This is a genomic window from Haloarcula sp. Atlit-7R (genome assembly GCF_003666065.1).
In the GTDB taxonomy this organism is placed as follows: Archaea; Halobacteriota; Halobacteria; order Halobacteriales; family Haloarculaceae; genus Haloarcula; species Haloarcula taiwanensis.
Genome location: NZ_QXIK01000004.1, coordinates 49,582 through 75,508, shown reverse-complemented (window position 1 = coordinate 75,508; position 25,927 = coordinate 49,582). Strand labels below are relative to the sequence as shown.

The 25,927-nt window shown below is 62.6% G+C and carries 27 protein-coding genes; 7 read left to right on the top strand and 20 right to left on the bottom strand.

From position 1 onward, the window contains the following. Positions 1 to 6: 6 nt before the first annotated feature. Positions 7 to 555 (top strand): hypothetical protein, encoded by a 549-nt coding sequence (locus D3D01_RS10510; RefSeq protein WP_121512156.1) that lies wholly within the window; start codon positions 7 to 9, stop codon positions 553 to 555. A gap of 5 nt (positions 556 to 560) precedes the next feature. Here D3D01_RS10510 and D3D01_RS10505 read toward each other — a convergent pair whose 3' ends face one another. From D3D01_RS10505 to D3D01_RS10465, 9 genes are all read right to left on the bottom strand, one after another. Further along, complete coding sequence (locus D3D01_RS10505) at positions 561 to 1,823, bottom strand: zinc ribbon domain-containing protein (RefSeq protein WP_121512155.1); 1,263 nt, start codon at positions 1,821 to 1,823, stop codon at positions 561 to 563. 40 nt (positions 1,824 to 1,863) lie between these two features. Beyond that, positions 1,864 to 2,994, bottom strand: coding sequence for a zinc ribbon domain-containing protein (locus tag D3D01_RS10500; RefSeq protein ID WP_101350248.1), 1,131 nt, complete (start codon positions 2,992 to 2,994; stop codon positions 1,864 to 1,866). Positions 2,995 to 3,054: 60 nt separating this feature from the next. Beyond that, the gene (locus D3D01_RS10495) at positions 3,055 to 4,263 is read right to left on the bottom strand and encodes a PP2C family serine/threonine-protein phosphatase (RefSeq protein WP_101350249.1); all 1,209 of its coding nucleotides are present in this window, start codon (positions 4,261 to 4,263) and stop codon (positions 3,055 to 3,057) included. Beyond that, positions 4,260 to 5,498, bottom strand: coding sequence for an FHA domain-containing serine/threonine-protein kinase (locus tag D3D01_RS10490; RefSeq protein ID WP_121512154.1), 1,239 nt, complete (start codon positions 5,496 to 5,498; stop codon positions 4,260 to 4,262). The genes D3D01_RS10495 and D3D01_RS10490 overlap by 4 nt, the downstream gene beginning before the upstream one ends. Before the next feature lie 56 nt (positions 5,499 to 5,554). Then, positions 5,555 to 6,739 carry a VWA domain-containing protein gene (locus D3D01_RS10485; protein ID WP_101350251.1) on the bottom strand — a complete coding sequence of 395 codons (1,185 nt, stop codon included), beginning with the start codon at positions 6,737 to 6,739 and terminating at the stop codon, positions 5,555 to 5,557. Between the two features lie 132 nt (positions 6,740 to 6,871). After that, positions 6,872 to 7,474, bottom strand: coding sequence for a hypothetical protein (locus D3D01_RS10480; RefSeq protein WP_121512153.1), 603 nt, complete (start codon positions 7,472 to 7,474; stop codon positions 6,872 to 6,874). Further along, entirely contained in the window at positions 7,464 to 8,579 is a 1,116-nt protein-coding gene (locus D3D01_RS10475; protein ID WP_199725387.1) for a DUF3179 domain-containing protein, read from the bottom strand. The genes D3D01_RS10480 and D3D01_RS10475 overlap by 11 nt, the downstream gene beginning before the upstream one ends. A gap of 108 nt (positions 8,580 to 8,687) precedes the next feature. Beyond that, on the bottom strand, positions 8,688 to 9,326 hold the full coding sequence (locus D3D01_RS10470; protein ID WP_121512152.1) for an alpha/beta hydrolase: 639 nt from the start codon (positions 9,324 to 9,326) through the stop codon (positions 8,688 to 8,690). A 166-nt stretch (positions 9,327 to 9,492) separates the two neighbouring features. Then, positions 9,493 to 10,326 (bottom strand): VOC family protein, encoded by an 834-nt coding sequence (locus D3D01_RS10465; protein ID WP_121512151.1) that lies wholly within the window; start codon positions 10,324 to 10,326, stop codon positions 9,493 to 9,495. 274 nt (positions 10,327 to 10,600) lie between these two features. On the opposite strand from D3D01_RS10465, the gene D3D01_RS10460 reads away from it, so the two are divergent. Further along, positions 10,601 to 10,837, top strand: a complete 237-nt coding sequence (locus D3D01_RS10460; protein ID WP_004592453.1) for a UPF0058 family protein — start codon at positions 10,601 to 10,603, stop codon at positions 10,835 to 10,837. 131 nt (positions 10,838 to 10,968) lie between these two features. Here D3D01_RS10460 and D3D01_RS10455 read toward each other — a convergent pair whose 3' ends face one another. Beyond that, positions 10,969 to 11,442, bottom strand: a complete 474-nt coding sequence (locus D3D01_RS10455; RefSeq protein ID WP_101350255.1) for a DUF555 domain-containing protein — start codon at positions 11,440 to 11,442, stop codon at positions 10,969 to 10,971. Between the two features lie 249 nt (positions 11,443 to 11,691). On the opposite strand from D3D01_RS10455, the gene D3D01_RS10450 reads away from it, so the two are divergent. Genes D3D01_RS10450 through D3D01_RS10440 form a run of 3 tightly spaced genes read left to right on the top strand, consistent with a single transcriptional unit; the run spans position 11,692 to position 14,412 of the window. Next, positions 11,692 to 12,600, top strand: coding sequence for a DNA-3-methyladenine glycosylase (locus D3D01_RS10450; RefSeq protein WP_101350256.1), 909 nt, complete (start codon positions 11,692 to 11,694; stop codon positions 12,598 to 12,600). A gap of 53 nt (positions 12,601 to 12,653) precedes the next feature. Beyond that, positions 12,654 to 12,929, top strand: coding sequence for an acylphosphatase (locus D3D01_RS10445; protein ID WP_121512150.1), 276 nt, complete (start codon positions 12,654 to 12,656; stop codon positions 12,927 to 12,929). Positions 12,930 to 12,969: 40 nt separating this feature from the next. Continuing rightward, a complete protein-coding gene (locus tag D3D01_RS10440; RefSeq protein WP_101350258.1) occupies positions 12,970 to 14,412 on the top strand; it encodes an NAD(P)H-hydrate dehydratase in 1,443 nt (480 codons plus the stop codon). A gap of 9 nt (positions 14,413 to 14,421) precedes the next feature. Here D3D01_RS10440 and hflX read toward each other — a convergent pair whose 3' ends face one another. Both hflX and katG read right to left on the bottom strand, forming a co-directional pair. Further along, entirely contained in the window at positions 14,422 to 15,732 is a 1,311-nt protein-coding gene (gene hflX, locus D3D01_RS10435) for a GTPase HflX (RefSeq protein WP_121512149.1), read from the bottom strand. Positions 15,733 to 15,906: 174 nt separating this feature from the next. Then, positions 15,907 to 18,102 carry a catalase/peroxidase HPI gene (gene katG / locus D3D01_RS10430; RefSeq protein ID WP_101350260.1) on the bottom strand — a complete coding sequence of 732 codons (2,196 nt, stop codon included), beginning with the start codon at positions 18,100 to 18,102 and terminating at the stop codon, positions 15,907 to 15,909. A gap of 199 nt (positions 18,103 to 18,301) precedes the next feature. Between katG and D3D01_RS10425 the strand changes: the two genes are divergently transcribed. After that, complete coding sequence (locus D3D01_RS10425; protein WP_004960824.1) at positions 18,302 to 18,649, top strand: FUN14 domain-containing protein; 348 nt, start codon at positions 18,302 to 18,304, stop codon at positions 18,647 to 18,649. Positions 18,650 to 18,664: 15 nt separating this feature from the next. Here the strand turns inward: D3D01_RS10425 and D3D01_RS10420 are convergent, their stop codons facing one another. The 6 genes from D3D01_RS10420 to D3D01_RS10395 form a co-directional block, all read right to left on the bottom strand. Beyond that, entirely contained in the window at positions 18,665 to 19,390 is a 726-nt protein-coding gene (locus D3D01_RS10420) for a ribosome assembly factor SBDS (protein ID WP_101350261.1), read from the bottom strand. Between the two features lie 87 nt (positions 19,391 to 19,477). Continuing rightward, the gene (gene psmA / locus D3D01_RS10415) at positions 19,478 to 20,248 is read right to left on the bottom strand and encodes an archaeal proteasome endopeptidase complex subunit alpha (protein ID WP_101350262.1); all 771 of its coding nucleotides are present in this window, start codon (positions 20,246 to 20,248) and stop codon (positions 19,478 to 19,480) included. A gap of 2 nt (positions 20,249 to 20,250) precedes the next feature. Beyond that, on the bottom strand, positions 20,251 to 20,736 hold the full coding sequence (locus D3D01_RS10410) for an Rpp14/Pop5 family protein (protein WP_101350263.1): 486 nt from the start codon (positions 20,734 to 20,736) through the stop codon (positions 20,251 to 20,253). 69 nt (positions 20,737 to 20,805) lie between these two features. Next, the gene (locus tag D3D01_RS10405; protein WP_121512148.1) at positions 20,806 to 21,525 is read right to left on the bottom strand and encodes an RNase P subunit p30 family protein; all 720 of its coding nucleotides are present in this window, start codon (positions 21,523 to 21,525) and stop codon (positions 20,806 to 20,808) included. Next, entirely contained in the window at positions 21,525 to 21,950 is a 426-nt protein-coding gene (locus D3D01_RS10400) for an RNA-binding protein (protein WP_121512147.1), read from the bottom strand. Before D3D01_RS10400 ends, D3D01_RS10405 begins: the two co-directional genes overlap by 1 nt. A 7-nt stretch (positions 21,951 to 21,957) precedes the next feature. Beyond that, complete coding sequence (locus D3D01_RS10395) at positions 21,958 to 22,143, bottom strand: hypothetical protein (RefSeq protein ID WP_004515500.1); 186 nt, start codon at positions 22,141 to 22,143, stop codon at positions 21,958 to 21,960. A 634-nt stretch (positions 22,144 to 22,777) separates the two neighbouring features. Here D3D01_RS10395 and D3D01_RS10390 point away from each other — a divergent pair. Further along, positions 22,778 to 23,347 (top strand): NUDIX hydrolase, encoded by a 570-nt coding sequence (locus D3D01_RS10390; RefSeq protein WP_101350266.1) that lies wholly within the window; start codon positions 22,778 to 22,780, stop codon positions 23,345 to 23,347. Positions 23,348 to 23,366: 19 nt separating this feature from the next. Here D3D01_RS10390 and D3D01_RS10385 read toward each other — a convergent pair whose 3' ends face one another. Together D3D01_RS10385 and thiC are read right to left on the bottom strand one after the other, a co-directional pair. Next, complete coding sequence (locus D3D01_RS10385; protein ID WP_121512146.1) at positions 23,367 to 24,191, bottom strand: hypothetical protein; 825 nt, start codon at positions 24,189 to 24,191, stop codon at positions 23,367 to 23,369. Between the two features lie 286 nt (positions 24,192 to 24,477). Beyond that, on the bottom strand, positions 24,478 to 25,914 hold the full coding sequence (thiC, locus tag D3D01_RS10380; RefSeq protein ID WP_101350268.1) for a phosphomethylpyrimidine synthase ThiC: 1,437 nt from the start codon (positions 25,912 to 25,914) through the stop codon (positions 24,478 to 24,480). Positions 25,915 to 25,927: the final 13 nt, after the last annotated feature.

Genomic DNA, 25,927 nt, shown 5'->3' with positions numbered 1-25,927 from the left:
CTCATCATGTTCGAAGACGTCGACGGGCCGGAGCAGAAAACGCTGCTACGACTCCTCATCATCGTCGGAATCGGTTTGCCCATCCTCATCGAAGTCGTTACCTTCGGGAGTATGATGGGGCATCACTTGCTGGGAGACACCGGCGCTGAAGCGGTCCCCGAAACGCCGACAGCGGCGGAGACTGGTGCCGGCGTCGGTGACCCGATTCTGGAATCCGCGGATGTCTCGGCCCGGATCGATGCGGCGTCTGTCGTCACCGCTGACGAGGGGTGGCGGTTCACGCTTACGGTCAACGTGACGAACACCGGGGCAGACCCCGCAGCGGTTCGTCTCGACAGCGTTACTACCCGCGGCGGGGAGACGGTTGCGGATACCGCGAGCACTGGACAGCTACCAGTGGGAAACACTGATAACGTAACGCAGTCGTGGCTCCTCCCTCCCGGCGAGCGCCCGGAAAGCGTCTCTGTAACGGTGTTTGTGTATCCGGACGGGGACGGAGTACAGTCGACGCAATACACCGTCGCACTCGGTGATATTCCCGTTTCGAACCGCTGACCGCCTCACCCGTCGACGGGGTCGTCACAGGACGGGCAGATGTCGGCATCAGACGGAAGCGACTCGCCGCATTCGCTACAGTACGACTGGCCGGCGTCGCGGCCGCCCGGCGTGAAGACAGACGTATCATCCATCCACGCTTCGTCGGTTGTCTCATTCGTATCGCCCGGTCCAGCCGTCTCCGAGTCCATGTCTGTACCACTGTGGTCGACCGGGCCCTCAGGGTCCGCGTCGTCGTCTGACGACTGCGCGTTGTTCTGTGCTGATTCGTGAGCTGCCGGTTCCGCCGCCGGAACCTCGTCGGGTGAAAACACTCGTGTCCCGGTGTGCCCCGGTGACTCCACGTCACTGCCAGCGGCTTCCGTGTCGGTTTCCTCTCCAGTCTGGTCCCGGGACTCCGGTGCGGCGTCGGCAGCCTGTTCGGCAGCTGGGCTCCCCTCGCCGTTTTGCGCCGTCCCGACCGGCGGCATAACCGGGAACCGCTGGTCAGGACGGCGCTGCGGGTTCGAAAGCGGTGCGCGGATTCTGACGACGGCCCCGGCGAGCAACTGGAAGAGGAGGTACGCACTCGCCAGTACACCGGGGACGGCAATGCAGAGGAGTGTGGCCTGTGCTGGCTGGACGCCCATCAGTTGGAGTGCCGCCTCACCCACGGGACTAACGCCGGCCTGAGTCAGCCACGGTGACAGCCCCGACTGGACGCCGGGTGCGGTGACCATCTGGACCAGCCACCCAGTACTAAGCGAGACTGCGCTTACAAACACCAGCAGCGACAGGAATGAGGGGACCGAAAGTGTGTACACACGGTGACCGTAAGCGACGGTCCGAACGACCAGATGCACTGTTCCGAACAGTGCAACCACCGTGAGCGGCCCTCGCTGACCGAGACTCAGACTCACCAGCAGGCAGCCGAGGAGCACACTGCCGGGGATAGCGAGCAACAGACTCGGGTGGTCCAGCCGATACGCGTCGACGAGGTTGCCGTGCCTGTTCCGAAGCCGGCGGTTGATGAGGACGACGGTGGCCAGCGACGGACCGCCGAGCCAGAGACCAGTGGCAAGTACAGTTCGTAGCGAGACGGTTCGACCAGCAAATGTCGCGAGAACAGGTCGTTCGAGCCCCGAGAACTGCGCCAGCAGCAGCCCCGTCGCGAGTACCCAGCCACCGTAGACGAGCCATGCCACGCCCATGCCAACAAACAGCCAGGTTTCAACTCGCAGTAATGCGGCGGACTCACGGACTTCCAGCAACAGTCGACCACGCTCCATCAGCCTGATGTTTCCCGACCGACCGCTTAATTATGGGTGGTCACGCCGCCCGAATTGTCATCGTGGCGACACCAGACAGTTCGAGTTCGTCGCCCGGTTGGATTGGTTCCCGGTCGCCCTTCTGCAGTTGGGTCTCGTTCAGCCGCGTCGGGTTGTCCCCGAGATCGACGACATAGTACCCGTCGGGCTGTCGGTCAAACCGGACGTGTTCGCGGTGGATTCGGACCGCTTCGTCTTCCGGTCGCCCGGCGTCCAGTAGCGCCGCCCGGATTTCCCGGCCGATGCGGTCCCCGTCTTCGACGGTGATGTCTCGACCTTCGACCGCGAGGACGAGTTTGTCCGGGACCGTCGCGTCGTCGGTGGACTGTGAGGCGAGTGTGTCGACGGCGTTGCCCGTGGCTGCTGGCTCACTCTCCGTCTCGTCGGCAGTCGACGACTCAGCTGTCGAATCAGCCGTCGATGTGTCACGGTCGCCGCGATGCGCGTCGAGATCTTCCCCACAGTTGACACAGAAACTGGCGTCGTCGTCAACAGCGGTGTCACAGGACGGGCACGCGTCGAGTGAACCGTCGTCTTCCGGTGTGATGTCCTGTACGTCGGCACCACAGGCGACACAGAAATTCGCATCGGCGTCAAGTTCGTGGTCACAGTCCGGACAGCTAATCGTCGCCACGTCGTCATCTGCCTCCGAGGTTTCGTCGGATGTCTCGGCGTCCTCATCAGAGTCACTGCTGTGCTGTTTCGAGGTCCCATCGGCCTCGTCGGGTTCCGTCGTACCGTTCGGCCTGGTTCCGTTTTCGGCCTCGATGTCGGCGTCAGTTTCGTGTTCCGTCGCTGTCTCTGCCGTTTCCGCCGTCTCGTCACCGACCTCGGCTGCCCCAGTATCCGAGGCCGCATCCGCCGATGCTTCGTCTTCGGTGTGGCTATCAGGGGTGTCGGATTCGTCGGTAGCCTCTACGGCCCGGCCATCCATTGGGTCCGTCTCGTCCGTGCCTTCCGGTATCAGGTCGGCGTCGTCCGGTACCCCATCATCGGTAGCAAAATCGGCGGCGCTTTCGTCAGTGTGTTGCCACTCACCACAGTCCGGGTTTGTGCACCATCCGCCCGCGACTGTCGGATCAAAATCCTCGTCGCATATGGGGCATTTTACCGTGCGGTCGGATTCAGGCATGGATTTCGTTAGGCCCTACAGAGTCGAGAAATAAAATACTTGTCCCACGAAACTTTCTCTCTACTCGTCTGTCATGATCACTGTGTCACGTTCGGAAATATCGAGGTCTGGATCGATATCTCGAACTGGCATACCGCCGCTTTCCGGCGTTTTCGGGAGCGCACTATCAGCAAACAGGAGCACGGAGATGTTGTCCTTCCCGCCGCGGTTGTTTGCCAGTGACACGAACTCCTGACTCGCCGCGTCGAGGGACGCTGCGTCGAGGACAACGTCACGGATCTCGTCGTCCGTGACAGCCGCTTCGCGGATACGCTCGGCCACCGTATCGGCGTGGTCCGAATCGACGTACTCCTCGTACAGTTCCGGTGCGTCGGTCTGGGCGTCGATGAGTCCGTCGCTGGTCGCCAACACCGTGTCTTCCGCGTACAGCCTGACTGTGCGCGTGTCCACCCCGACAGTCGCCTCGTCGGGGTCCTCGTAGCCGGACCCGCCCAGCGCGCGTGTGATCTCGTTCCCGTTCGGGTGGACGTGTGCCTCGACGGGGTCGATTTCGTCGTTGTCGACCCATTCCTGAACGACGGCGTGATCTCTGGTCAACGGCGAGATCGTTTCACGGACACTGTTGACGACGTAGGCCCGGCTATCACCGACCCAGCCGTAATGGAGCTTGCCGTCGGCGTAGATCCCCGCGACAACCGTCGTGTAGGATTGGGTCCCGGTCTCGTTTGCGTACCGGATGATCTCGCGGTGGGCCGCCGTAATCGCCTCCGCCACGGCAGTTTCGAGTTCGCGCTCACCGGGCGGGTCCGGAAGGACGTCACGGGCCACATCCACATCGAAGCCTCCGGGATAGCTCCGGGCCGTCCGGATCGCCACGGGGGCAAGCTGTTCAGCCACAATAGTCGTCGTGATGTACGACGCGATATCGCCGGCATCGTGTCCGCCAGCGCCGTCAGCGACCACGAACACGCCGGCCGAGCGGTTCATCGGCTTCCCATCGCCATCGGTGTCAGACGTATCTGCGTCGGCAGTGTCGGCTGCGTCCGTGTCGTCAGCGGTATCGGCCGCCGTCTCAGTACCGGCTGTCTCGCCTGTCACATCCGCCGTCTCGTCGCCGCCTGCTGTGACCGGCTCCTTCGACTGTGGTCTGTCTTGCCCGCGGTAGCCGTCTCGATGGCCCTCCTCAAACACCGTCAAAGAGACGCTGTCCTCGTTGATGCCCTGTCCTCGCTTCCTGTCGCCGATGTCATAGTTCGTACTGTATCTCATGACTCCTCCGGGTGGAACTCGAACGTGACCCCGTAGGTCGGATGGACCAGCGACACCAGATCGCCGTCACTGAGTGTCACCGATTCGGGGGGCACGTCGCCGTGTCTGTCGGTCGGGTCCTCGCCTTCGGAACGCAGGCGGTTGCGTCCGGGTTCGGAGAGGACTCGCTGCCAGCCAGCCCCTTTCTGGACGAATGTCCCGTTGAGGCTCCGGTCGTGGAGGGCCCACTCGCCGTCCTCGATATCGAACTGTACCTGCACCGAGGAGATGTACTCTCCCTGCGGATCTTCGATTGTTATCGATGCCGGGGGACCGCTCGCGCCCTGTCGCCCGATAGTGTCGCCCGGTTCAACGGTGAACTGCCTGTCCGCCTGGATGTACGTCACCGACGCTGTCGCGGGCGGCGTCGGATCGCGCCGTTCAAGCACCTCCTTGAGGACCGTCGCGTTCCGGTATCGGTCGCGGTAATGTGACTGCGTGGCCCGTTCGACGATTTCAGCCAGATAATCGTCGCAGTCAGCCCCGAAGGCCTGCGGGTTCACCCCGTCTTTTTTCGGGACGCTCCCTTTCAGGAGGAACAGGAGTATCTTTCCGATCGAATACACGTCCGACCAGGGACCTTGCCGAACGTCGGTTCGGCTGGCCTCGGCAACTTCCCGGGGCTTGAACGGCCCCAGAATCGTCGTCCCGGTGTTCCCGGAGGACGGATCCTCTGTAGCATCGAAGCCCGTCGCCGTATTGAAATCGATCAGCGTGGGCGTGATGTCGGGCGTAAGCATCACGTTCTCCGGTTTCAGGTCCCGGTAGACGATTTCGTTCTCGTGCAGAAATCCCATCGCATCACAGAGGTCGATGCCGATCTGACGGACCTGTTCGCTGTCGTCAATCGGGCCGTGCTGGTCGATGACTTCGTCAAGTTCGATCCCGTCGACGATTAGCTGAACGACCAAGAACGGAACGTTACGCTCCGTGACTTGGTCGTAGTAGTCCATCACGTTCTCGTGGCCGCCGGCCCGACGAATGCGTTCCAGCGAGCCGACCTCCTTTTTGAAGTATTCCTCGATGATGTCGGGGTCGTTCTGGGATTCGGTGTAGTTGGGGTATTTCACGGCGACCGACTCGCCGCTGTCGATGTCTCTGGCGCGGAACGCCTTTGCGAACCCCCCCTTGCCGAGGAACTCCTTAAGTTCGTACTGGCCGGCAATGACATCACCGCTCTCAGGTTCCCAGTTCATGAATCACCTGTTTCTCCGGCCAGTGGCGGCCATGCTGACAACACAGATCCGGACAGTCACTTCTGGATACCTTCGTCAGTGACGATTTTCGTCGCTTTGTTCTGCTCTTTGCGCCCGCCTTCCATCACGATGCGCGTCTCCCGCTCGGCTGTCTGGACGGCTTCGGCGTCCTCACCGTGGATGCGCGTCATCCGCTCCAGTTGCGTCTGGGCTTCGGCGACGTTGCCCTTGCCGAGTTCCGTCTTGATTACAGTCTGGCGGTGGTCCACGTCGACCTGTTCGTTGTGCTCGGCAAGTTTCGACTCGTCGTCGGTGTAGTCGACGGTGATTGATTCCCGCGTCGTCTCACCGCCGGCGTGCAGCGTGACATCCGCCAGAGTCACGGCGTTTTGCGGGTCATTGGCCGGGGCGTGTATTTTCAGTACGACCCGCTGGGTTTCCCGCTCAAGCAGGTCGGGCAGCGGCACGACCGCCGTGTTGTCCTCCCAGTCGGGGTTCACGGACTGCGTCTGTGGGAGCGAACGGTACACCTCGCTCACTTCGACACCGTCAGCCACGTCGAGTTCGAGACGGGCGTCAGGAGCAACAACGGTCCCGGCCTCTTCAACTGCGTCGCCAAAGAACGACTCGATGTCACCGGCGGCGTCCAGATGTGTCCACTCGCCGCGAGCAACGGTCCCAAGCGTCCGAATCGTCTCCTCGCGGTAGTCGCTCCCGATGCCGGCCGCCTTGATTCTGATGCCCTCAGTGTCGATTTCGCGGGCCAGCGTCCCGAACGCTTCCGGGTCGTGGGAGTTGTCCTTCCCGTCAGAGAGGAGCAGGACCCGCCGGGCCGTGTTGTCGTCGGTCGGTAAATCCTGCAGGGACGCCTTCGCTTCCAGCAGGCCGCTGTACATATCAGTGCCCCCGCCAGCGGAAATGTCGGCGACCGCGTCCACTGCCGTTTCGCGCGAAATAGTTCCCCACCGCGTCGGCGCAAGCACCGTCGTGACCTCATTGTCGAAGGCGATGATCGAGACGTAGTCGTCTTCGTCGAGAAGCCCGAACACCCATTCAGCGCCGGCGCGTGCCTGCTCGATGTCGTCGCCGGCCATCGACCCACTGGCGTCGATACAGAGGGCGATCTGTCGCGTGGGTGGTTCCTCCAACCGTCCGGGCTCAACTTCGATTTCAGCGGTCAGTTTCGCCCCGCCCGTCGGCACGTAGGGTCGGTTGACCTCGCTCACGACAGTAGCGGTCATACTGGTAGATGGGTCGTACGGAGTAATTATATGTTTCCCTCAAATCGAGGAAAAAAGTTTCACGCACCGTCCGATTCGGTAGCCTGTTGCTACTATCTGTTCTGCGGCGGTAGGAACTATCTACGGTGCCCGTCACGCTGTCTCAACTCGACTCCCCACCCAGAGAAGGGTTCCGAACAGCGCCACGATGGTGAGCGGGAGGAGCCACTGGAACAGTGAGAGCAGCCCAGCGCTTGCCTGCACGCCGACAGCGAGCAGGATAGTGGGCCCACAGCAGGCGAACCCAGAGAGTAGTCCCGGGAGTCCCGACACAGCCCCTGCACCCGGGCCGAGACGGCAGGCCGCTGGGCCGCGCCACGCGACGACGGAGACAGCGAGGTTGAGTCCGACCAGCAATGCCAGGACTGCCCCGAGAAGCATATTCAGCGGGGCCACGAGCAGTTCGACCGGGCCGACGACCACTAGTGCAATCGGTTCCCACTGGAACGGGCCGACCTGTCGGAACGCACGGGTAAGCGGGTTACTGACGACAGACACCTCGTAGCCGGCGGGGCCGAGACCGAGGTGTCTGAGACCAGCGAGGTACAGCAGGAAGTACGTCAGTCCAGACACAGCCAGGCCCACTTGTCCGTCACGGCGGCTAAGCGCTCCGCTGACCGCAACCACGGTGTTCCGAAACAAGCGTTGGATGCTGGCAGCCACAGCAGCCCGGTCGGTCGGATTGTCAGTTGACATACGCACTCTCCGGATAGAAACCGGCCCAGGCGAACCACATCGCGTCGAAGGACAGCGTGCGGTCCAGCGGGAGTGAATCGGCATCATACGCCGCCCCAGCAATCGTGTAGCCGTCGTCCGATGCCGTAACTGACAGCGATTCCGGGTTCGCGTACACGTACCCGGTTTCGAGGGCAGTATCCGCGACAGCGACGTACGGCGTGTCGTCGATACGACCGGTCAGCACCCGCTCGCGCAGCAGTGTTTCCTTGTCGAATGCGAGCGCCCCTGTTTCGGTCCGGGTTCCGATGACGACAGCCTTCGGATGTGCGCGGCTGTCGTCGTGTAGCGGCTCGAACAGCGTCCGCGTGCTCGAATAGTAGCCGCGCTTCTCGTTGTACTGGCCGTACGGGTCAACGCCGTAGCGCCGCTGGAAACCGGTGTCTTCGGTGAGGATTCGCGTCTCCGGGTAGGTTCTAGACCAGCGATCCCACGTCGTCCAAGTGACCCGGAACTCCTGCAGTGACTCGCCAGTTAGCGGGCCTGTAATCGCTGTTGCCAGCATCTGTGGCCACCAGCTATCCGTGCCCCGGTCGTACATCGTCAGATTTGAGTTTACCAGTCGCCCGGAGACACCGAACTCCACCGGGCCACGTTCGAACCCCTGTGCGGTGCCCGTCAGCGGGCAGTACGTCACAGCGACGGCGTCGCCGGCAATGGTGTCGTTCACGATTTCGTGGTGGACAAGAATATACTGCGGATAGGCTTTCGCCTCCCCATCCCGGACCAGACCGAATACCGGGTCGTCCGCAGCCAGTCCGTCCGGGGGCGTGTCGGCGAACGTCGGGTCGTCGATGGCCGGAATACCGTCTTTACGAACACCGCCGCTGACGATGTTCTCTTCGAGTGTCCCGATTTCGAAGTCCAGATGCAGGCGGCTGTCCGCTGTCGGTGGTTCTGGTCTGTCGTTCTGATCGGTTGCCGTCGACGCCGCGCCGGTTCCAGTACCAGACCCGGGTGCCGAGTCGGGTCCAGCAGTAGAACCGTCACTCCCAACGCAGCCTGCGCTACCGAGTGTCACGCCGGCTCCAACCGTAGCGAGAAACCGTCGGCGGGAAATTTCCATATCATATATGCATTTCCCAACCACTAAGTCTCGCGGTGAGGGACCGGTAACTCCCTGCTCAGCCACTTATGCAAGAGATTTCGGTGAACGGTCCAGCGGTCGGGCCGCCTAACTGACGAGGGTATCGACCAGCGACGAAACGTACGCCAGCTCGTCCTCGTTCACGCCGTGACCCATTCCCTCGTAGATGCGTTCCTCCACGTCGCCGTTGAGTTGCTCGAAGACCGAGGCCGTGACGTGAACGCACTCTTCGGGGATGTGCGGGTCAACATTGCTACAGCCCAGAAACACCGGCGTCTCCTCAAGGTCGCCCTCGTACTCACGCTCGTCGATAGACTCGCCGATGAGACCGCCACTGAGGGCCACAAGGCCGCCGTAGCGTTGTGGGTTACGAGCAACGAACTCGCTCGCGAGACAGGCTCCTTGAGAGAAGCCCAGCACGAGCACGTGCTCGGTCGGAATCCCGGCTTCCTCGGCCTCCGTGACGGCGTCCTCGATAGCCTGCAGTCCCGAGGTCCGACCGGGTTCGTTCTGCTCAACCGGCGAAAGAAACGAATTGGGATACCAGGTGTTTCGCGCGGCCTGTGGCGCAAGGAGAGCCAGTCCGTCCTGCTGGAACTCCGCCCCCATCTGGACGATGCTTCGAGCCGTCGCACCCCGACCGTGGACCAGCACCGCCGCTGCACTCGCCTGCGACAGCGCGGTGCCCGCGGTCACGAGCTGCTGCCCCTGATGAGGGCCGGTCATCGCTCTCTTCCCGGCCGTCGGCCGCGTCCTGTCACGCCCGTCCAGTCAGTTTCTGTTCTCGGTCGCCCGGCGTTCCAAGTCGGCCACAGTGTCGAGTGCATACTCCAGATAGCGCCCGGAGACACTTGACTTGGCACATCGGTCAGTCGGCCTAACTGTCCCGTATTCAGGTTCGCAGGCGGAGTTCGATGTCGTCGCCGTCGCGTACTGTGAGGCCAGTACCGGTTTCGGAGACAGCGTAGTCGGACTGACGCAGGCGCTTCTGTGTCGCATCAAGGGTCGCTTCGTCGGGGAGCCGAATTTCGAACCATGCCAGCCCCTGCCCGGCGTGGGGCTTGGATCGCCGTTTCCAGACGTTGGTCCCGATATGATGATGGTAGTCACCGGCCGCCAAGAACACCGCGCCGTCGTATGTGGCCCTGACGCGGAGTCCGAGTGCATCAGCGTAGAACGCCCGGGCCGTCTCCACTGACGAGACTTCCAGATGCACGTGTCCGATATCGGAGTCGGCGGGCATCGACTGTTCGCCGGTCGCAGCGGCCGCGACTGACTGCGTATCGAGGGGGTCGGTTACCATTTCGACGTGACCCGACGGTGTCTCCTCCCACGACGCCCGCGGAAAGTCCCGATAGATTTCGACGCCGTTCCCGGCCGGGTCCGACAGATACAGCGCCTCGCTGACACCGTGATCCGATGCGCCGTCGAGTGTCCACTCCGAGTTGATACGCTGGAGTGCGTCACCCAGCGCCGCTCGCGATGGGACGCGAAACGCGACGTGATACAGCCCGGTCGCTGAATCCTCTCTCACTGGTGCGTCTGGACGGTGATTTAGAATCAAGAGCGCCTGTCCGCCCGCACCGAGTATCGCGCGGTCGGCGTCTGCGTCTATAACGTTGAGGCCGACAACAGCACGGTAGAACTCGACAGTCGGTGATAACTCAGCAACAGTCAGGGCCACCCGACCAATCTTGGTGTCCGAGGGAAGGGTCGCTTTATCCATGTTGAAAATAGGCGTAGCCGGTCCATAATTCTGGGTGCCGGTCGTCGGCACCTGCAACACGTTTGAGCTGGCTGGCTCGGTCCGTCAACAGTAGTGTGTATTTTGCTACCAATCCTCCATGAGATTTTAGAAATGGTAAAATTTAGAGCAAAATATCTAGAATATACTCCGTGGCAAGAATTATGCATAAACTATTACGTAGTACTAGCACAGCCGTGTGTTAACCTTCATCAGAGTAGTACTATAACCTTCGAGTTGTTACCTTGGGTTGACTATGAAAAAGCAGGAGCTCATCCACCTTCACGGCCTGCTTGCACAGGTACAGAACCACTACGAAGCCGAATCCGGGACAGAAGTAGACCACGATGAATACGAGGAACTTGGCGTCAAGCCGACATCGATTCACAAGTCGAAAACGGACCACAAGGCCGCTGTCTTTGCGATTGCTGACGGTATTGCCTCCGAGATGGCTGACGAAACCAAAGAGCCTGTTTCTGCCGCCGCGGACTAACGGTTCTCCGTAGCTTCTACGCAATTTACCCGACGAGCACTGCGGCTAGTGACTGTATAACCGCTATCAGAGATATGCTTGAGTTACAATACGCCGAGAGTGTCGCGCACTCCGCTGCTCGGGCGCCAGACTTACTCGTCGATTAATTCCTCGAACTCGGGTAACACGTCGTCCGATTCGTCTCCGGACTGGTCCGATGGCAGGTCGCCGGATTCGGCTGCCGGTTCCGCGGACGAGGACTCGTCTTCAGTCGTCTCGTCGGACTCCTCTGGAATCTCCTCGATTTCCAGCACGTCGAGCGGGATGTTCTCCAGTCGCTGCCCGATCTCCTTGCGGGCGATCCGGGCGGCGTGTTCGTCCCGTTCGACGTTGAATACAGTCATCTCCAGTTCGAGTGCGACGAGACTCTCGTCGGCTGCGAGAAAGGCAGGTTCCAGTGTCTCACCGCAGTGCGGACAGTGCCGGTCTCCCATGTTGATTTCGACGTAGTTGAGGTCAGGATTCAACATCTCGCCCGTCTTCGAGATGGCGATGCGAACTGCCTCATCCGCAGATGCCACGTCGTACACTGGGACTGCGGCCTCGACAACAACTCGGCAATTCATGGTAGTATGTTTGTTTCCCAATATAATGAAGGTTAGCCCTGACCCAGAGAGTACCACACGCCACGGATATCAGGAGTCAGCAAGACGGAACGGACGATCAAGCGGTACACAGACGGCTGCTCCAAAACATCACGACGACGAAACGCAGGGATATGCGAGCAACCCGCGGTTTCCGAGTTGCGAGTGTGTGCCAACACAGCGCGGACAGAACTCGTAACGCCATTACCTCCGGGGCCATATACTCGGACAATGGAGCAGGGCGTCATCGATGTCGGGTCGCTTGCCGGCGGTATCGATTTGCAGGCAACTGTCGAGAGCGGACAGTCTTACCTCTGGAACCGAGAGGATGGCGAAATGTACCAGCGCGACGGGGCAACCGGCGGCGGCGCGTGGTACTGGACGACAATCCAGCGAGACGGGTCACCAGCGGTCATCCGCGTCCGGCAGCGAGACGGGGTGCTCGAATGGGAATCGACAGTCGACGCTGAGACGGCGCTCAGGCGACTCCTTCGACTTGACGACGACCTCGACGCGATTCGGGCGACGGCACCGGACGACGACGTGGTCCAGTCAGCCTATGAGACGTTCTGGGGGATGCGACTCGTTCAGGACCCCCCGTTTGGCGCCCTCATCTCGTTCATCTGCTCGGCCCAGATGCGCGTGGCGAGGATTCACAGTATGCAGCAGGCGCTCCGCGACGCGTTCGGCGAGGAAATCGAGTTCGGCGGGCGGACGTACAACGCCTATCCGACGCCGTCCGCGCTGGCAGAGACAACAGAGGAGCGGCTCCGGGACCTCGGACTGGGCTATCGCGCGCCGTACGTCCAGCGCACCGCGGAGATGGTCGCCACTGGCGAAGCCCATCCCGAAGAAGCCGTCGGACTAAGCTACGAGGACGCCAGAGAGTCGCTTACCCGCTTTGTCGGCGTCGGTGACAAGGTCGCGGACTGCGTGTTGCTGTTCTCGCTTGATTACCTCGAAGCAGTCCCATTAGACACTTGGATTCGGACGACCATCGAGGAGTATTACCCGGAGTGTGAGCGGGGGAACTACGCTGACACGTCGCGAGCAATCCGGGCCGCACTGGGTGGGGAGTACGCCGGTTACACGCAGACGTACCTGTTCCATTACCTCCGAACGGGCAGTAACGAGGAGTGAGACGCGTAGCGGAAGGCGACAGTATAACGGAGTCCGCCGGCAAACTCTCTGCCATGGCTCGAACGCGAGCACATGTGTTCGTCTCCGGTCGTGTTCAGGGTGTCTATTACAGAGCGACCACGCGGGAACGCGCACAGGACCGGGGCGTCGACGGGTGGGTCCGAAACCTCGACGATGGGCGCGTCGAAGCGGTGTTCGAAGGCCCCGAAGCTGACGTGGAAGCGATGGTCGAGTTCTGTCACGAAGGGAGCGAACGCGCGAACGTCACCGACGTCGAAGTCGAGTACGGGGACCCCGAGGGCATCGAGGGCTTCGAGGTCAAGTGGTAAGTCCCGTAGAGTTACTTCGCTGGCGGGCGAACCCGCGGGTATGCTCACCGGCTCCGAAATGGGTGTCGTTGATGAGAATGCCGCCGCGCTCGGCGTCCCGCGCAAGCAGCTGATGGAGTCGTCCGGTCACGCCGTCGCGCAGGCGATCCGTACCATCGCTGACCCCGGCGAACAGGTCGTCATCGTCGCTGGACGGGGAAACAACGGTGGAGACGCGCTCGTCGCCGCCCGCTTTCTCGACGACTACGACCTCCGAGTCCTCCTGTTGGGCCGACCGGGTGCTATCTCGACGACGATTGCCAGGGAGAACTGGGATGCCCTCCAGCACGCCGAGTATCCGACAGAGACGGTCAGGGATTCCTCGGCACTGAACCTCGGCACTCCCGACATCGTCATCGACGCGATGCTTGGCACAGGTATCGCCGGTGATCTCCGGGAGCCAGCGGCGACGGCCGCCGAGGCAATGAACGAGAGCGACGCGACCGTTCTTTCGGTGGATGTGCCGTCCGGCCTCGACGCCGAGACGGGACGGCTGGCCGACAACGCCGTCGACCCCGACCACGTCGTCACGTTCCACGACACCAAGCCGGGCCTCCCCGCCCTCGACGTGCCGGTCACCGTCGCCGACATCGGCATCCCAGAGGCGGCGGAGCTGTTCGTCGAGCGGGGCGACCTCTCTCGCCTCGAACGGGACCCCGCGAGCCACAAGGGCGACAACGGCGAGGTGCTGGTCGTCGGCGGCGGCCCGTACACCGGTGCACCGGCACTCAGCGCACAGGCCGCGCTCAGAGGCGGGGCCGACCTCGTCCGGGTCGCCTGCCCCGCTGTCGTCGCGCGCGAAATCCAGTCCTACAGCGAGAACCTCATCGTGCGGCCGTTCGACGGGGACCACCTCGCGCCGCCGCACGTCGACCGCCTTGCTGAGCTGGCGGCGGACCACGACACGCTGATTCTCGGGCCAGGGCTCGGAGACACCGACGCGACGCTGGATGCTGTCGCGGACCTGCTGTCCGGGTTCGAGGGAACGGCCGTCGTCGACGCCGACGCGCTGTCAGTGGTCCCGGACGTCGAGACGGACGCAGAACTCATCTGCACGCCCCACCAGGGCGAACTTCTCGGGATGGGGGGTGAAACAGCCGAGGACTGGCGGGAACGGGCAGACCTCGTGGAGTCTTTCGCAGCGGAAATCGGACACACGCTGCTGGTCAAAGGTCCGTACGACATCGTCTCCAACGGCGAGCGGACCCGCGTCGGCCGGACGGGCAATCCGGGGATGACGGTCGGCGGAACCGGCGACGTGCTTGCGGGTGTGACGGGCGCACTCGCCTGCGGTCAGGACCCACTTGATGCGGCCGCTATCGCTGCCTACACTGTCGGCAGCGTCGGTGACCGGGTCGTCGACGACCGTGGCTACGGGCTGGTCGCAACGGACCTGCTAGACGAGATACCGAGCGTACTGTGGCAGCAAGAAGCAGAAGCGTAGCGTCCGCAGTCAGGCCGACGCACCGACCAGTTCCCCCGCTTTTGCCCGCGATTGCTCGATGATCGCCGGCCGCGCCTCGAACTCGATGACCACCTGGTCGCCGTAATCGACTGTCTCGACGCTGGCGTGGTCGTGAATCCACGAGACGAGGGTCATCGTATCATCGGTCATCGGAAGCACGAGCCGCTCGCGCTCGTAGTCCGGCAGTTCGTGGTCGATGCGCTCGGCCAGGTCATCGATGTTGAGCCCCTGTTTGGCGCTGACGGCGACGGGGTTCGGGGCCAGCGAGGAAAGGGCGTCCTTCTTGCGGCGGACCTCTTCGTCGTCGACCGTGTCGGTCTTGTTGAGGACCGTGACGATGGGAGCCTCGTTGCGCTCGTACAGCGTATCGTGGCTCGTCACCAGTTTCTCCCGGATTTCCTCGACAGACTCCGAGACGTCGACGACAAGCAAGACGAGGTCAGCGTGGTACACCGACCCCAGCGTCGACTTGAACGACTCGACGAGCCAGTGCGGGAGGTCCTGAATGAACCCCACCGTGTCGGTGACCAGCACCTCGCGCTTCCCGACCTCGGCGCGGCGAGTGGTCGTCCCGAGCGTTGTGAACAGCCGGTCTTCGCTCTCGGCCGTCGTGTCGAGGTCGGGGTGGAGGTCGTCGTTTTCGTCGACATCGAGGTCGTCGGCAAGGCGGCGCAGGAGCGTCGACTTCCCGGCATTGGTGTAGCCGGCCAGCGCGACGAGGTCGAAGCCGGACTCCCGACGCTGTTCCCGGCGATGTCGCTCGGTCTCCTCGATGGATTCCAGTTCATCCCGGATGTTGGCGATCTGCTTTTTGATGTCCTCTTCGCGGGACTCGTCGTACTCGCCGAGACCCATAAATCCCGGACGCTCGTCGCGTTTGGCGAGGCTGGCCTTGGCCTCGGCACGCGGAAGTTCGTACCGAAGCTCCGCGAGTTCGACCTGCAGCTGTGCTTTCCGCGTCTGGGCCCGCTGGCCGAAGATTTCGAGAATAAGCCGGAAGCGGTCGATGACACGCACCCGCTCGGGGAGTTCGTTCCCGATATTGTATGTCTGGTACGGCCCGAGCTGGTTGTCGAAGATGACGACGGCAGCCCCTTCGCGGGCGACTACGTTGCTCAGCCGCGTTACTTTCCCCTCGCCGAGGTGGTACGCCGGGTCCTCCGTTCTGGTCTGTGTGACCTCGCCGACGACATCGTACCCGGCCGCCCGGGCAAGGTCCCGGATTTCCGTCGTATCAGCGGTACCACTGTCGACGCGTTTCGCGATGACCGCTCGTTCGGTGGTGTGTGTCGCCGTCACTCGTCGTGAAGATACGGTGTCCGATTATTTAACCCCCCGGGCGGTTCACGGCAACATCCAGTGAGCCGGCAGTTCGGCAGTAACACGGCAGATTCCGTGGGTGAATAGCGACCGGTAGCTGAGATGGGAGCCCCCGGCTCGCGATAGCCACCACGGCAGTGGCGTTGCGCTGGCCTATTCGAGGTCGAAGCGGTCGAGCTTCATGACCTTGCTCCACGTGTCCACGAAGTCATGGACGAGCTTCTCCTCCGCGTCGGCAGAGCCGTAAACTTCCGAGATGGCTCGCAGTCGGTCATTCGAGCCGAAGATGAGGTCAATGCGTGTAGCTTCCCACTTGACCTCGCCAGTGTCGCGGTCGAGACCCTTGTAGACATGTTCGGAGTCCGCTGCCGGCTCCCACTCCGTGCCCATGTCGAGCAGGTTCACGAAGAAGTCGTTGGTCAGCGTCCCCGGCTCGTTGGTGAGGACGCCGAGGTCGGTGTCCCCGTGGTTCGCACCGATGGAGCGCATCCCGCCGATCAGAGCCGTCAGTTCCGACGCCGTGAGGTTCAGCAGGTCCGCGTTGTCGACCATCACTTCTTCGGCCGGTCGCGTGATGTCGTCCTGGATGTAGTTTCGAGCCCCGTCGACCGTCGGTTTGAGAGCGTCGAAGGAGGCGGCATCGGTGTGTTCCGGCCCGGCATCCACTCGCCCGGGTTCGAACGGAACCTCGACGTTGTAGCCGGCGTCGGCTGCCGCCTGTTCGACGGCTGCATTACCGCCCAGCACGATGAGGTCGGCCAGCGAGACACGCGTGTCGTCGTCCCGAGCGCCGTTGAATTCCTCTTGGATGCCTTCGAGCGTGGTGAGGACCGTCTCCAACTGTTCGGGCTCGTTGACTTCCCAGTTCTTCTGGGGTTCGAGGCGGATTCGCGCGCCGTTGGCCCCGCCGCGCTTGTCGCTGTCGCGGTAGGTCGACGCCGATGCCCACGCGGTCTTGACGAGCTGGGAGATAGAGAGGTCCGAGTCGAGGATTTCTGCTTTGAGCTCGGCGACCTCTTCGTCACCGATGAGGTCGTAGTCGGCGTCCGGGAGTGGGTCCTGCCAGATCATCTCCTCGTCCGGAACCTCCGGTCCGAGGAACCGCTCGGGCGGGCCCATGTCGCGGTGGGTAAGCTTGTACCAGGCCTTCGCGAAGTTCATCCCGAACTCCATCGGGTTTTCCTGGAAGGTTTCCATGATCTCCCGGTAATCCGGATCTCGCTTCAGGGCGATGTCCGTCGTGAGCATCATCGGCGTCTGCTTCTCGTCCGGGTCGTGGGCGTCCGGGACGCTGTTTTTCAGCTCCTCGCTCTTCGGAGCCCACTGCCACGCGCCGCCGGGGCCCTTCTCCGGCTCCCACTCGTAGTCGAGCAGGTTGTTGATGTATCCCATATCCCACTCGGTCGGCGACTGGGTCCACGGCCCTTCGATACCGCTCGTGATCATCTCGCCGCCCTTGCTGTTCCCGTTCTCGTTTTGCCAGCCAAGACCCTGTTGCTCGATGGGGGCTGCTTCGGGTTCGGGACCGAGATTCTCTTCGGGATCGTCAGCACCGTGGACTTTGCCGAACGTGTGTCCACCGGCGATGAGTGCGGCTGTCTCCTTGTCGTTCATCGCCATCCGGTCGAACGTCTGGCGGATGTTCTTCGCCGACGCTTCCGGGTCCGGGTTACCGTTTGGCCCTTCCGGATTCACGTAGATGAGGCCCATCACGGATGCGCCGAGCCCTTCCTCGATTTCACCGGGCTCGTCGAAGCGCTCCTGGGTTTCCATCTCGTCTTCTGGCCCCCAGTTGACAGCCTTGTCCTCCTCGAAGGCGTCTTCGCGGCCGCCAGCGTAGCCGAACGTCTTGAATCCCATCGATTCGATGGCGACGTTCCCTGCGAGAATCATCAGGTCAGCCCACGAGATCTTTTTGCCGTATTTTTGCTTGATTGGGAGGAGCAGCCGCCGTGCCTTGTCGAGGTTCGCATTATCCGGCCAGCTGTTGATGGGCGCGAAGCGCTGTCGACCGCCAGCCGCGCCGCCGCGACCGTCGGCAGTCCGGTACGTCCCCGCGCTGTGCCAGGCCATCCGGATGAACAGCGGGCCGTAGTGACCGTAGTCGGCCGGCCACCAGTCCTGTGAGGAGGTCATCAGCTCTTCGAGATCCGACTTCACCGCTTCGAGGTCGAGCTTCTGGAACTCCTCGGCGTAATCAAAGTCGTCTTCCATCGGGCCGACATCCCGAGCGTTCTGGTCGAGGATCTCCAGATTGAGCTTGTTTGGCCACCAATCCTGGTTAGATTTCGGTCGCTTCGAACGTCCGCCTGCGGCACCGCTCATATCGGAATTCGGTGTTTCTGCCATCTTAACAGTAAGAAGGATTCGTCCCTCGGATACAAATCTTTGGATATGAGTAAAGAAATAGTACCGTGTCGAAAATAATTCCCTGAATTCTTCGGGTAACCCAGGCAGCAGAAAAACTATTTCTTTCTGACACACTCGGATATAAGCAGAGACAGAGGCGAGCACAAAGGATTTAAAAGCAGACGGTCAGGTACGCGGTATGGGTGAGTTCGTACTCCAACTAGACGGGTTGGGCCTCCAGCAGATGGGCCTCGAATTCGGTGGCGGCGGCCTTATCGGCGGAATCATCGGGTTCGCTGCCAAGAAGGTCGCAAAGCTCATTGCCGTCATCGTCGGCATCGAACTGGCGCTGTTCAAGTTCCTCGAGACACGCGGAATCCTCGAAGTGAACTGGAACGCGATAGGCGGAGCCGCACAGAACGCGACTGGGACTGCCGGGAACGCGGCAGCGACACAACCGCCGTCTTGGGTCACGTCGCTGCTCTCGGCCCTGCCGGTCAGCGCTGGTTTCACGGCCGGCTTTCTCGTCGGCTTCAAGAAAGGGTAACGCGACGCCGCGGCGTTAGCGCGTACTGATGTCGTCTTCGTCTTTGATGATTCGGGTCTCCGCCTCGCCGCTTGTGTGTTCGTTTACCACGTCGTAGAAGTCGTTCTGGAGACCGGCCGGGAACGTCAGCACGCCGACCCACGAGCCGTCTGACTGCCACTCCTCGCGTTCGAGGTCGCCGAACTGCCGGATCTGTGCCTGTGCGCTCCCGGCGTAGTCTGCGGGGACCTGCACCGCGACGGTGACCTCGTCGAACCGGATCGGAATGACCGGCCGGAGTGCATCGAGGGCGTCGTCAACCTGTGCCTCGACGGGCTCCATCGGGTCGACCCTGAAGTCGGTCTCTTCGAGGGCCGACTCGATGCGTTCCGGCGGGTGTGGCGCGTCGTCCATCTGGGGGTTGACCGCGTTGCGCGTGATGCGCTGGATGAGCTGTTTGTGCTTTTGCTCCTGCATCTCGCGGCGCTGGTCGGCCGTGATCTGAATCTCCCCTCGCTTGATGACCTCGGGGATGATGGCCATCGGGTCCGTGGTGTCGAACACCTCTTCGAGCATGTTCTCGGGCGGTCGGTCACCCCGAGAGGCGTCCTCGAACACGTCCTCCGCGGCGATAACGTCTTCGAGGTCACCGTCGAAGTCATCGCGTTTTATCGCTAGCGCAGCGTCCGGTTCCACCAGTACCTCGAACCGCTGGCCGTGGGATTCGAGGCGCGCCGTCACCGCCTCGTCAAGCGATATCATACCCATCGGTAGCAGTGGACCACTTAAAGGCCTTACTGCGTGGTCGGACAGAAAAGAGCCGAGCCGCCCCGAAGGCTGTCGGAAGCGTTACTCTTCTTCGGTGTCTTCGTCGTCCTCGTCGTCGCCAGTGTCGAGCAAGTCGGCCTCCGCAAGATGGGTCTCCTTCTCCTCGTCGGTCAGCTGGCCGAACGTCTCCGTTTCGACGTCGACCGTGGCGACGCCGATGCCTTCCGGCGTGAGTTCGTCGTCATTGACCGACGCGAGCGCGGCCAGTGCGAGGTCGACGCCCTCATCGAGGTCCATCCCTTCGTCGTAGTGCTCTTCGAGGTAGTCCCGGATGTCGCCGCGGTCGGCCCCGACGGCGAGGGCCTTCCACTCGTAGGGCGTGCCGGAGGGGTCGGTCTCGAACAGGCGGGGCTCGCCGTTGACGATGCCGCCGATGATGAGCGCGACACCGAACGGGCGCGCGCCGCCGACCTGCGTGTACTGCTGGATGTAGTCGGTGATTTCCTTGGTGAGGGTTTCGACGCCGACCGGCTCGCCGTAGCGCAGCTGGTTCACCTGCGCCTGTCGGCGGGCGAAGTCGATGAGCTGTCGGGCGTCGGCGACGTGGCCGGCCGAGGCGATGCCGATATGGTCGTCGGCCTTGTGGATTTTCTCGACCGAGGAGCGCTCCATCAGCGGCGACCGGATGCGCTTGTCCACGGCGAGAACGACGCCGTCGCTCGTTCTGACGCCGATGCTTGCTGTGCCGCGTTTGACCGCTTCGCGGGCGTACTCGACCTGGTAGAGGCGTCCGTCCGGGGAGAAGATAGTAATCCCGCGGTCGTAGGCCTGCTGTTGGTTTTGTCCCTGCATAGTTATCGGAAATCGAGTGCTGTCGCGCCGACGAACGCGCCATCGGAGGCCGTTTCGACGTCGTAGCGTGGCGGCCGAACGGTAGCGCTCCGGTCTGCGTTCTCGAACACGACGTGTCTCTGTTCAGTGGCTTCCGGCGGCCCGCGTATATACTTTTCTTCACAGGCGCGGACGGTGCCGCTAATCCCCCGGATGCGGACCCGAACCTCGTGGTCGTCGACGGTGTTCAGGCAGGTCAGTGCGGCCCGTGCCGGGTCCGTCTGGCCGCGTCTGGTCCGGACGATGGCCTCGGCCGTGCCGTCGTAGTCGTGGAACTGGAGAACGGTCATATCCGTCTCGGCGCTGCCGGTGTCGCCCAGCAGGTTCTGGGCGGCGTACCACACCTCGCGCTGGAACGCCCGGCGGTCCAAGGCGGCATCCGGCCAGGTCTCGATGGCAACGGCGAGATACCGCCACCGGGGCCGGAGGTGTTTCGGGAGGTGTTTCATACACAAGCGTTGGAACGAAGCACAATGAGCGGTGCGGTGTGCTGACCAGTCAGGGTGGCGGTAGCAGAGCTACTGCTCGCCACCGTCGGCATCGTTTGCGTCGTCTGCCATCCGAACGCCCGGCTCGATGACGGCGTCGCTCTGGCGCCCGCGGTTGCGCTCCGCGACTCGGCCCCACTCCGTCAATCCCTCGCGGACGGTGTCGGCGTCGAAGCCGATGGTCTCCCCGACCGCGATGAGGTCCCGCGGTGCGCGAATCTGGAGATGGTTGCTCGGCGACGCCGAGACGACGAAGGGCGCGCCGGCGTCCTCAACCAGTTCCCTGAGCTTCCGGAGTTCCTTGATAGCCCGGACGCGAGTGCCGCCGGAGGCCCGGAGCACCGGGCCGAAGTCGAACTCGACGCGGACGCCGTTGTCGGCCGCCGCGTTCGCCAAAACGTGGTTGAAGTCGCCGTCCCCTCGCATCGGGTGGGCAAGCACGTCGACGGTCGGTTGCTCGACAGCGAACCGATTGATGCGGCGGTCGCCGCCGTGGACGACGACGACCGTCCGGTCGCTTCGGTAGTTCCCGACGAACCCACTCGCTCGTGAGGGGTCGTCCGCCCGGACTTCGACGCCGGCCGCGACATCGACGCCGTACGCGTCACTGATAGCGTCAGCCTCGTACTCAGCTGGCTTGTCGCCGTGGTTCCTGACGACGATACCGTCGTAGCCCGAATCGGCGGCCGTCAGCGCGTGCCGGGCGACGGTACTGTCACCGTCAGGGTGGGCGTAGACGGCCTCGTACATCACAACTCCTCTAAGAGTTCGCGGGCGTTAGCGACGGCTTTCTCCCGCTTTGCGGGGTAAGCCTCGACTTTCGCCCGGAGCGTGATGCCGTCGCCACGCTCGACGTCGCCACCGAACGCGGCCTGTTTATCGAAGGTGACGAAAAACGAACAGTTGTCGTCGACCCGGTCGTCCAGTTCCGCACGCACCGCGTCGATGTCCGGCGCTGACGCGACCTGCGTGAGCACATGCCGGATATCGTCGGCGTTCTCGACGCGAGCCGAGAGGACGATGATACGGTCGCCGTAGTGTCCCTCGCTCTGTGCGCGCTCGATAGGGTAGTCCTCAGGCAGGAACGTTCGGAGCGCTTGCTCGACACGTTTGTCGTCTTCCGTCGCGTAGCAAAAGGTCCGAAGGTCGACGTAGTGGAACGGAACCGACGACATCGAGGCCCTACTCGTCCTCAGCGGCTTCGAGGTTGTCTTCGGGGACGCCCTGCTCCTGCCCGTCCTCGAAGGAAACCGTGTAGTTGGCGTCGCCGAACATCGTCTCGACGACCTGCGTGATAGTGCCTTCCTCGCCGTCGTAGTCGCTGTGCTCGTCGTGGAGAATAACGCTGTCGTCCTCTTCGAATGCCATACCGTGCGGTACTCGGTGGCTCGTCAAAAAGGGACTGATTCGGGTTTGCTCGACTCAGCCGCGGACGTGGTCGGAAGTGTACCGTGATACGTCCTGTTTGAACCAATCGGGACGGCGACAAAACTCGGTCGGACGTAGGGTAGGCGGTGTGGCCACAAGAGACGACCGCCTCGATTGGGTTCTATCGCTTCCGTTACGAAATGGGCGAGATTAGACTAGTCTAAATATTTACTTAGATAAATAGAATTAAGTGGACAGGAGTTCCACATTGGCGTGCGTTCCGTGATTGACGGAACGCAAAGGCGTACAGATCGAGTGGGTAGAACGACCCGTCAGGTCGTCACAACAGCCAAAGAGTTCCTGCTACACGGGAGCGTGGCTATCATTGTTCGGACCGCTTCCCGTGTTTCGCTTCGGCTGAGTCAGCCCCCCATGTATCCGCGATAATATGTCTATTTATTGATAGCAGCGCATTGGATACAGCGGCGGAATCGCCCGGGAGAAGCCACGACAGCCCATCTGTCACAACAACTGTTATGGGACTCTCTAAACTATCAATCGACATGGTCAGCCCACCGCCTTCCCCCATCGAGACGGTTGTTTCGTCGAGGTGTCAGACACAGATAGGACACAGATGACGAGCGTCGACGACCTGTGGTACCTCTCCGACGGAGCCTGTCAAACGGCCGAGCAGACGTATCACGACCTCCGGAAGCGCTACACGGATTTCGTCGAGTTCACGCGCCATCGGAACGTCCCGCGGAACCGGTTTCGAGACGTGGCCACCGTCGCCCGGGACCACGGTGCGCCCTACGGCGCGCACGCGCTCACCTACCGACCCACTGGCGAACTACTGCTTGTCCGCCACGAGGGTGTCGACATGTGGGTTCTGCCCGGCGGTGAACTCGACGCCAGCGAATCGTTTCAGGAGGCTGCACTGCGGGAATTAAACGAGGAGAGCGGCATTGAAGCGACAATTGAGGGACTGGCGATGCTCGGACGAGTCGAGTTCTACTGTGACGGCAACATGGCCTGGGGCGTCCTACCGGTGTACGAGGCGAGAGCGGAGACAACCAGCATCGCCGTCGACGACCCGGACCACGAAATCAGTGAGGCCCGGTGGTTCGACGAACTGCCGGCCGACACGCGCGACCGCGAGGAGATTCTGCAGTGGCGCGGACAGCGGTTCGGCGACGGGGCGTAATCCGTCGAGATTGAACCCGCTACTCCGGCCCGAAAGACTGTCCCTCGCGGGCATCGGCGTTCATCCGCCGGATGGTCGCGCGGGCATTGCTGGCGTCGTACCCGAACAGCACGCTCTCGGCGTACTCGTCAGCCACCTCGACAGCCTTCGAGAGGTCGTCAACGTCCACGTCGACGGCGTATAGCTCGATGCTGAACGGGGTCGAGAGGCGGTCCTGCCAGCCTTTCGCGAGAATCTCCAGCCAGTAAGTCGTCGAGTACGCCATGTCGTAGATGGGGACGACGTACTCGTCGACGTACTCAGCGATGTCGTCGACAGCAACGCCGGAGCGGGCTTCGAGATGGCCGGGATAGGGGTCCGGATACAGCGTGAGGTACATCTCACCGGGTACGCGCTTGCGGGCCTCGGCAACGAACTCCGTGATGACGTTCGTGCGCCAGGCCGACCAGTCCTCGAACTCGCTCTCGGCGAAGCGCCGCTCGCACCGGTCGCAGTGGCAGTACTCGTCCCGGGGGAAGCCCACATCGTCGAGGCGGACATCCTCGTTGACAGTTGCCGCCTCCTCGATGATGTCGAGCAGTCCCTCGCGGTAGCGGTCGTGGGTCGGACAGACGTACGTCCAGTCGAAGTAGGGCTGATTCCGTGTCGCCGGCGTTCCTTCGTCGTCGAACGCGAGCAGGTCCTCCTCGCTCTCGACCGCGTTGTCGCCAAAACAGGACACCATGTTGACCGCGCCCGCAATCGGTTCGACAGCGCGGCCGGTCACGTCCTTGACCTCGTAGAACGCCCGGTCGAACTCGGACCACTCCGTCTCCTCCTCGTTACGGGTGACGACGCCGTACATACACGCTGGTACGGCGGTTCACCGGGTAAGGGTTCGGAAAGCGACGGCACTGCCGACGAAACAACTGAGAGAATACTGCCGACCGTCGGGCCCCCTCATACGACGCCGTTGGGGACCAGTGGGCAGGGCGGCCGACAGTAGGTTTAGAGGGCGATACAGCCGAGTTAGGCAGCCTTACCGCTTGACAACGTACACGAGGGCAAGCGCCGCGACCGCGACGAGGGCGATGACTTTCTTTTGCATCATTTCAACAAACGAACACCGATTATAAAGAACTATCGCCGTGCTAATCGTCGGCATGCTCGCCGGTATCAGAGCCGGTGTCGGCGTCAGAGCCGGGAATATCCGCCTCGTCGTGGGTACCGACGGGCGGTCGGTTTACCGCTGCCGCTGACGTGTCTTCGAGAGTCGTCCGGTCGTCGGCGTCTAGCGACTCCATCTCGCCGCCGGACCGCGCGTCCTGGTCGATGCGCATCGAACAGAACTCCGCGCCACACATCGAGCAGAAACGCGCCTCCTTGTAGTTGTCACCGGGGAGCGTCTGGTCGTGGTACTCGCGGGCGCGGTCGGGATCCAGCGCTAACTCGAACTGTTCGCGCCAGTCAAAGGCGTAGCGGGCCTCCGAGAGCGCGTCGTCCCAGTCCTGTGCGCCCTCGCGGCCGTTTGCCACGTCGGCGGCGTGAGCGGCGATGCGATAAGCCGCGAGTCCGTCCCGCACATCGGCTTTCTGCGGGAGCCCGAGGTGCTCTTTGGGAGTTACGTAACAGAGCATCGCCGCGCCGGCGCGGGCCGCCTCCGTCGCGCCGATGGCGCTCGTGATATGGTCGTAGCCCGGCGCAACGTCGGTCACGAGCGGGCCGAGGACGTAGAACGGCGCGCCGTCACAGACGTTCTGCTGGCGTTCGACCTGCTCTGTGATCTGGTCCATCGGGACGTGGCCCGGTCCCTCGACCATCACCTGCACATCGTGTTCCCAGGCGGTCCGCGTGAGGTCGCCGAGCGTGTCCAGTTCGGCGAACTGTGCGTCGTCGCCGGCGTCAGCGAGACAGCCCGGCCGGAGCCCGTCGCCGAGGCTGAAGGTCACGTCGTACTCGCGGAATATCTCGCAAATCTCCTCGAATTTCGTGTACAGCGGGTTCTCCATGCCGTTCTCCTCGATCCACTTCGCCAGGATGGACCCGCCGCGAGAGACAATCCCCGTTTTGCGGCCGTCGGTCAGCGGCAGGTGTTCCATCCGGACGCCAGCGTGGATGGTCATGTAGTCGACACCTTGTTTCGCCTGCTTCTCGATGACATCGAGCAGCAGTTCGTGGGTAATCTCACCCGGGTCGCTGGCGCGCTTGACCGCCTCGTAGATGGGTACTGTTCCAATGGGGACCGGCGAGTGCTCGACGTTGGCCGACCGTATCTCGTCAAGGTTGCTCCCGGTCGAGAGGTCCATCACGGTGTCCGCGCCGTAGTGGACAGCCGTGTGTAGCTTCTCCAGTTCGCCCTCGATGTCGCTTGTCTCCTCGCTGTTGCCGATGTTTGCGTTGACTTTCGTCGCAAACTCCCGGCCGATAATCATCGGGTCCAGCGCGTCGTGGCCGACGTTCGCGGGAATCACCGCCTGTCCGTCAGCGACTTGCTGTCGGACGAACGCCGGGTCGACGTTCTCGCGTTCGGCGACTCGCTCCATCTCCTCCGTGACGGTCCCGTTCTGCGCTGCTTCCATCTGCGTCATGATTACTAGGTTA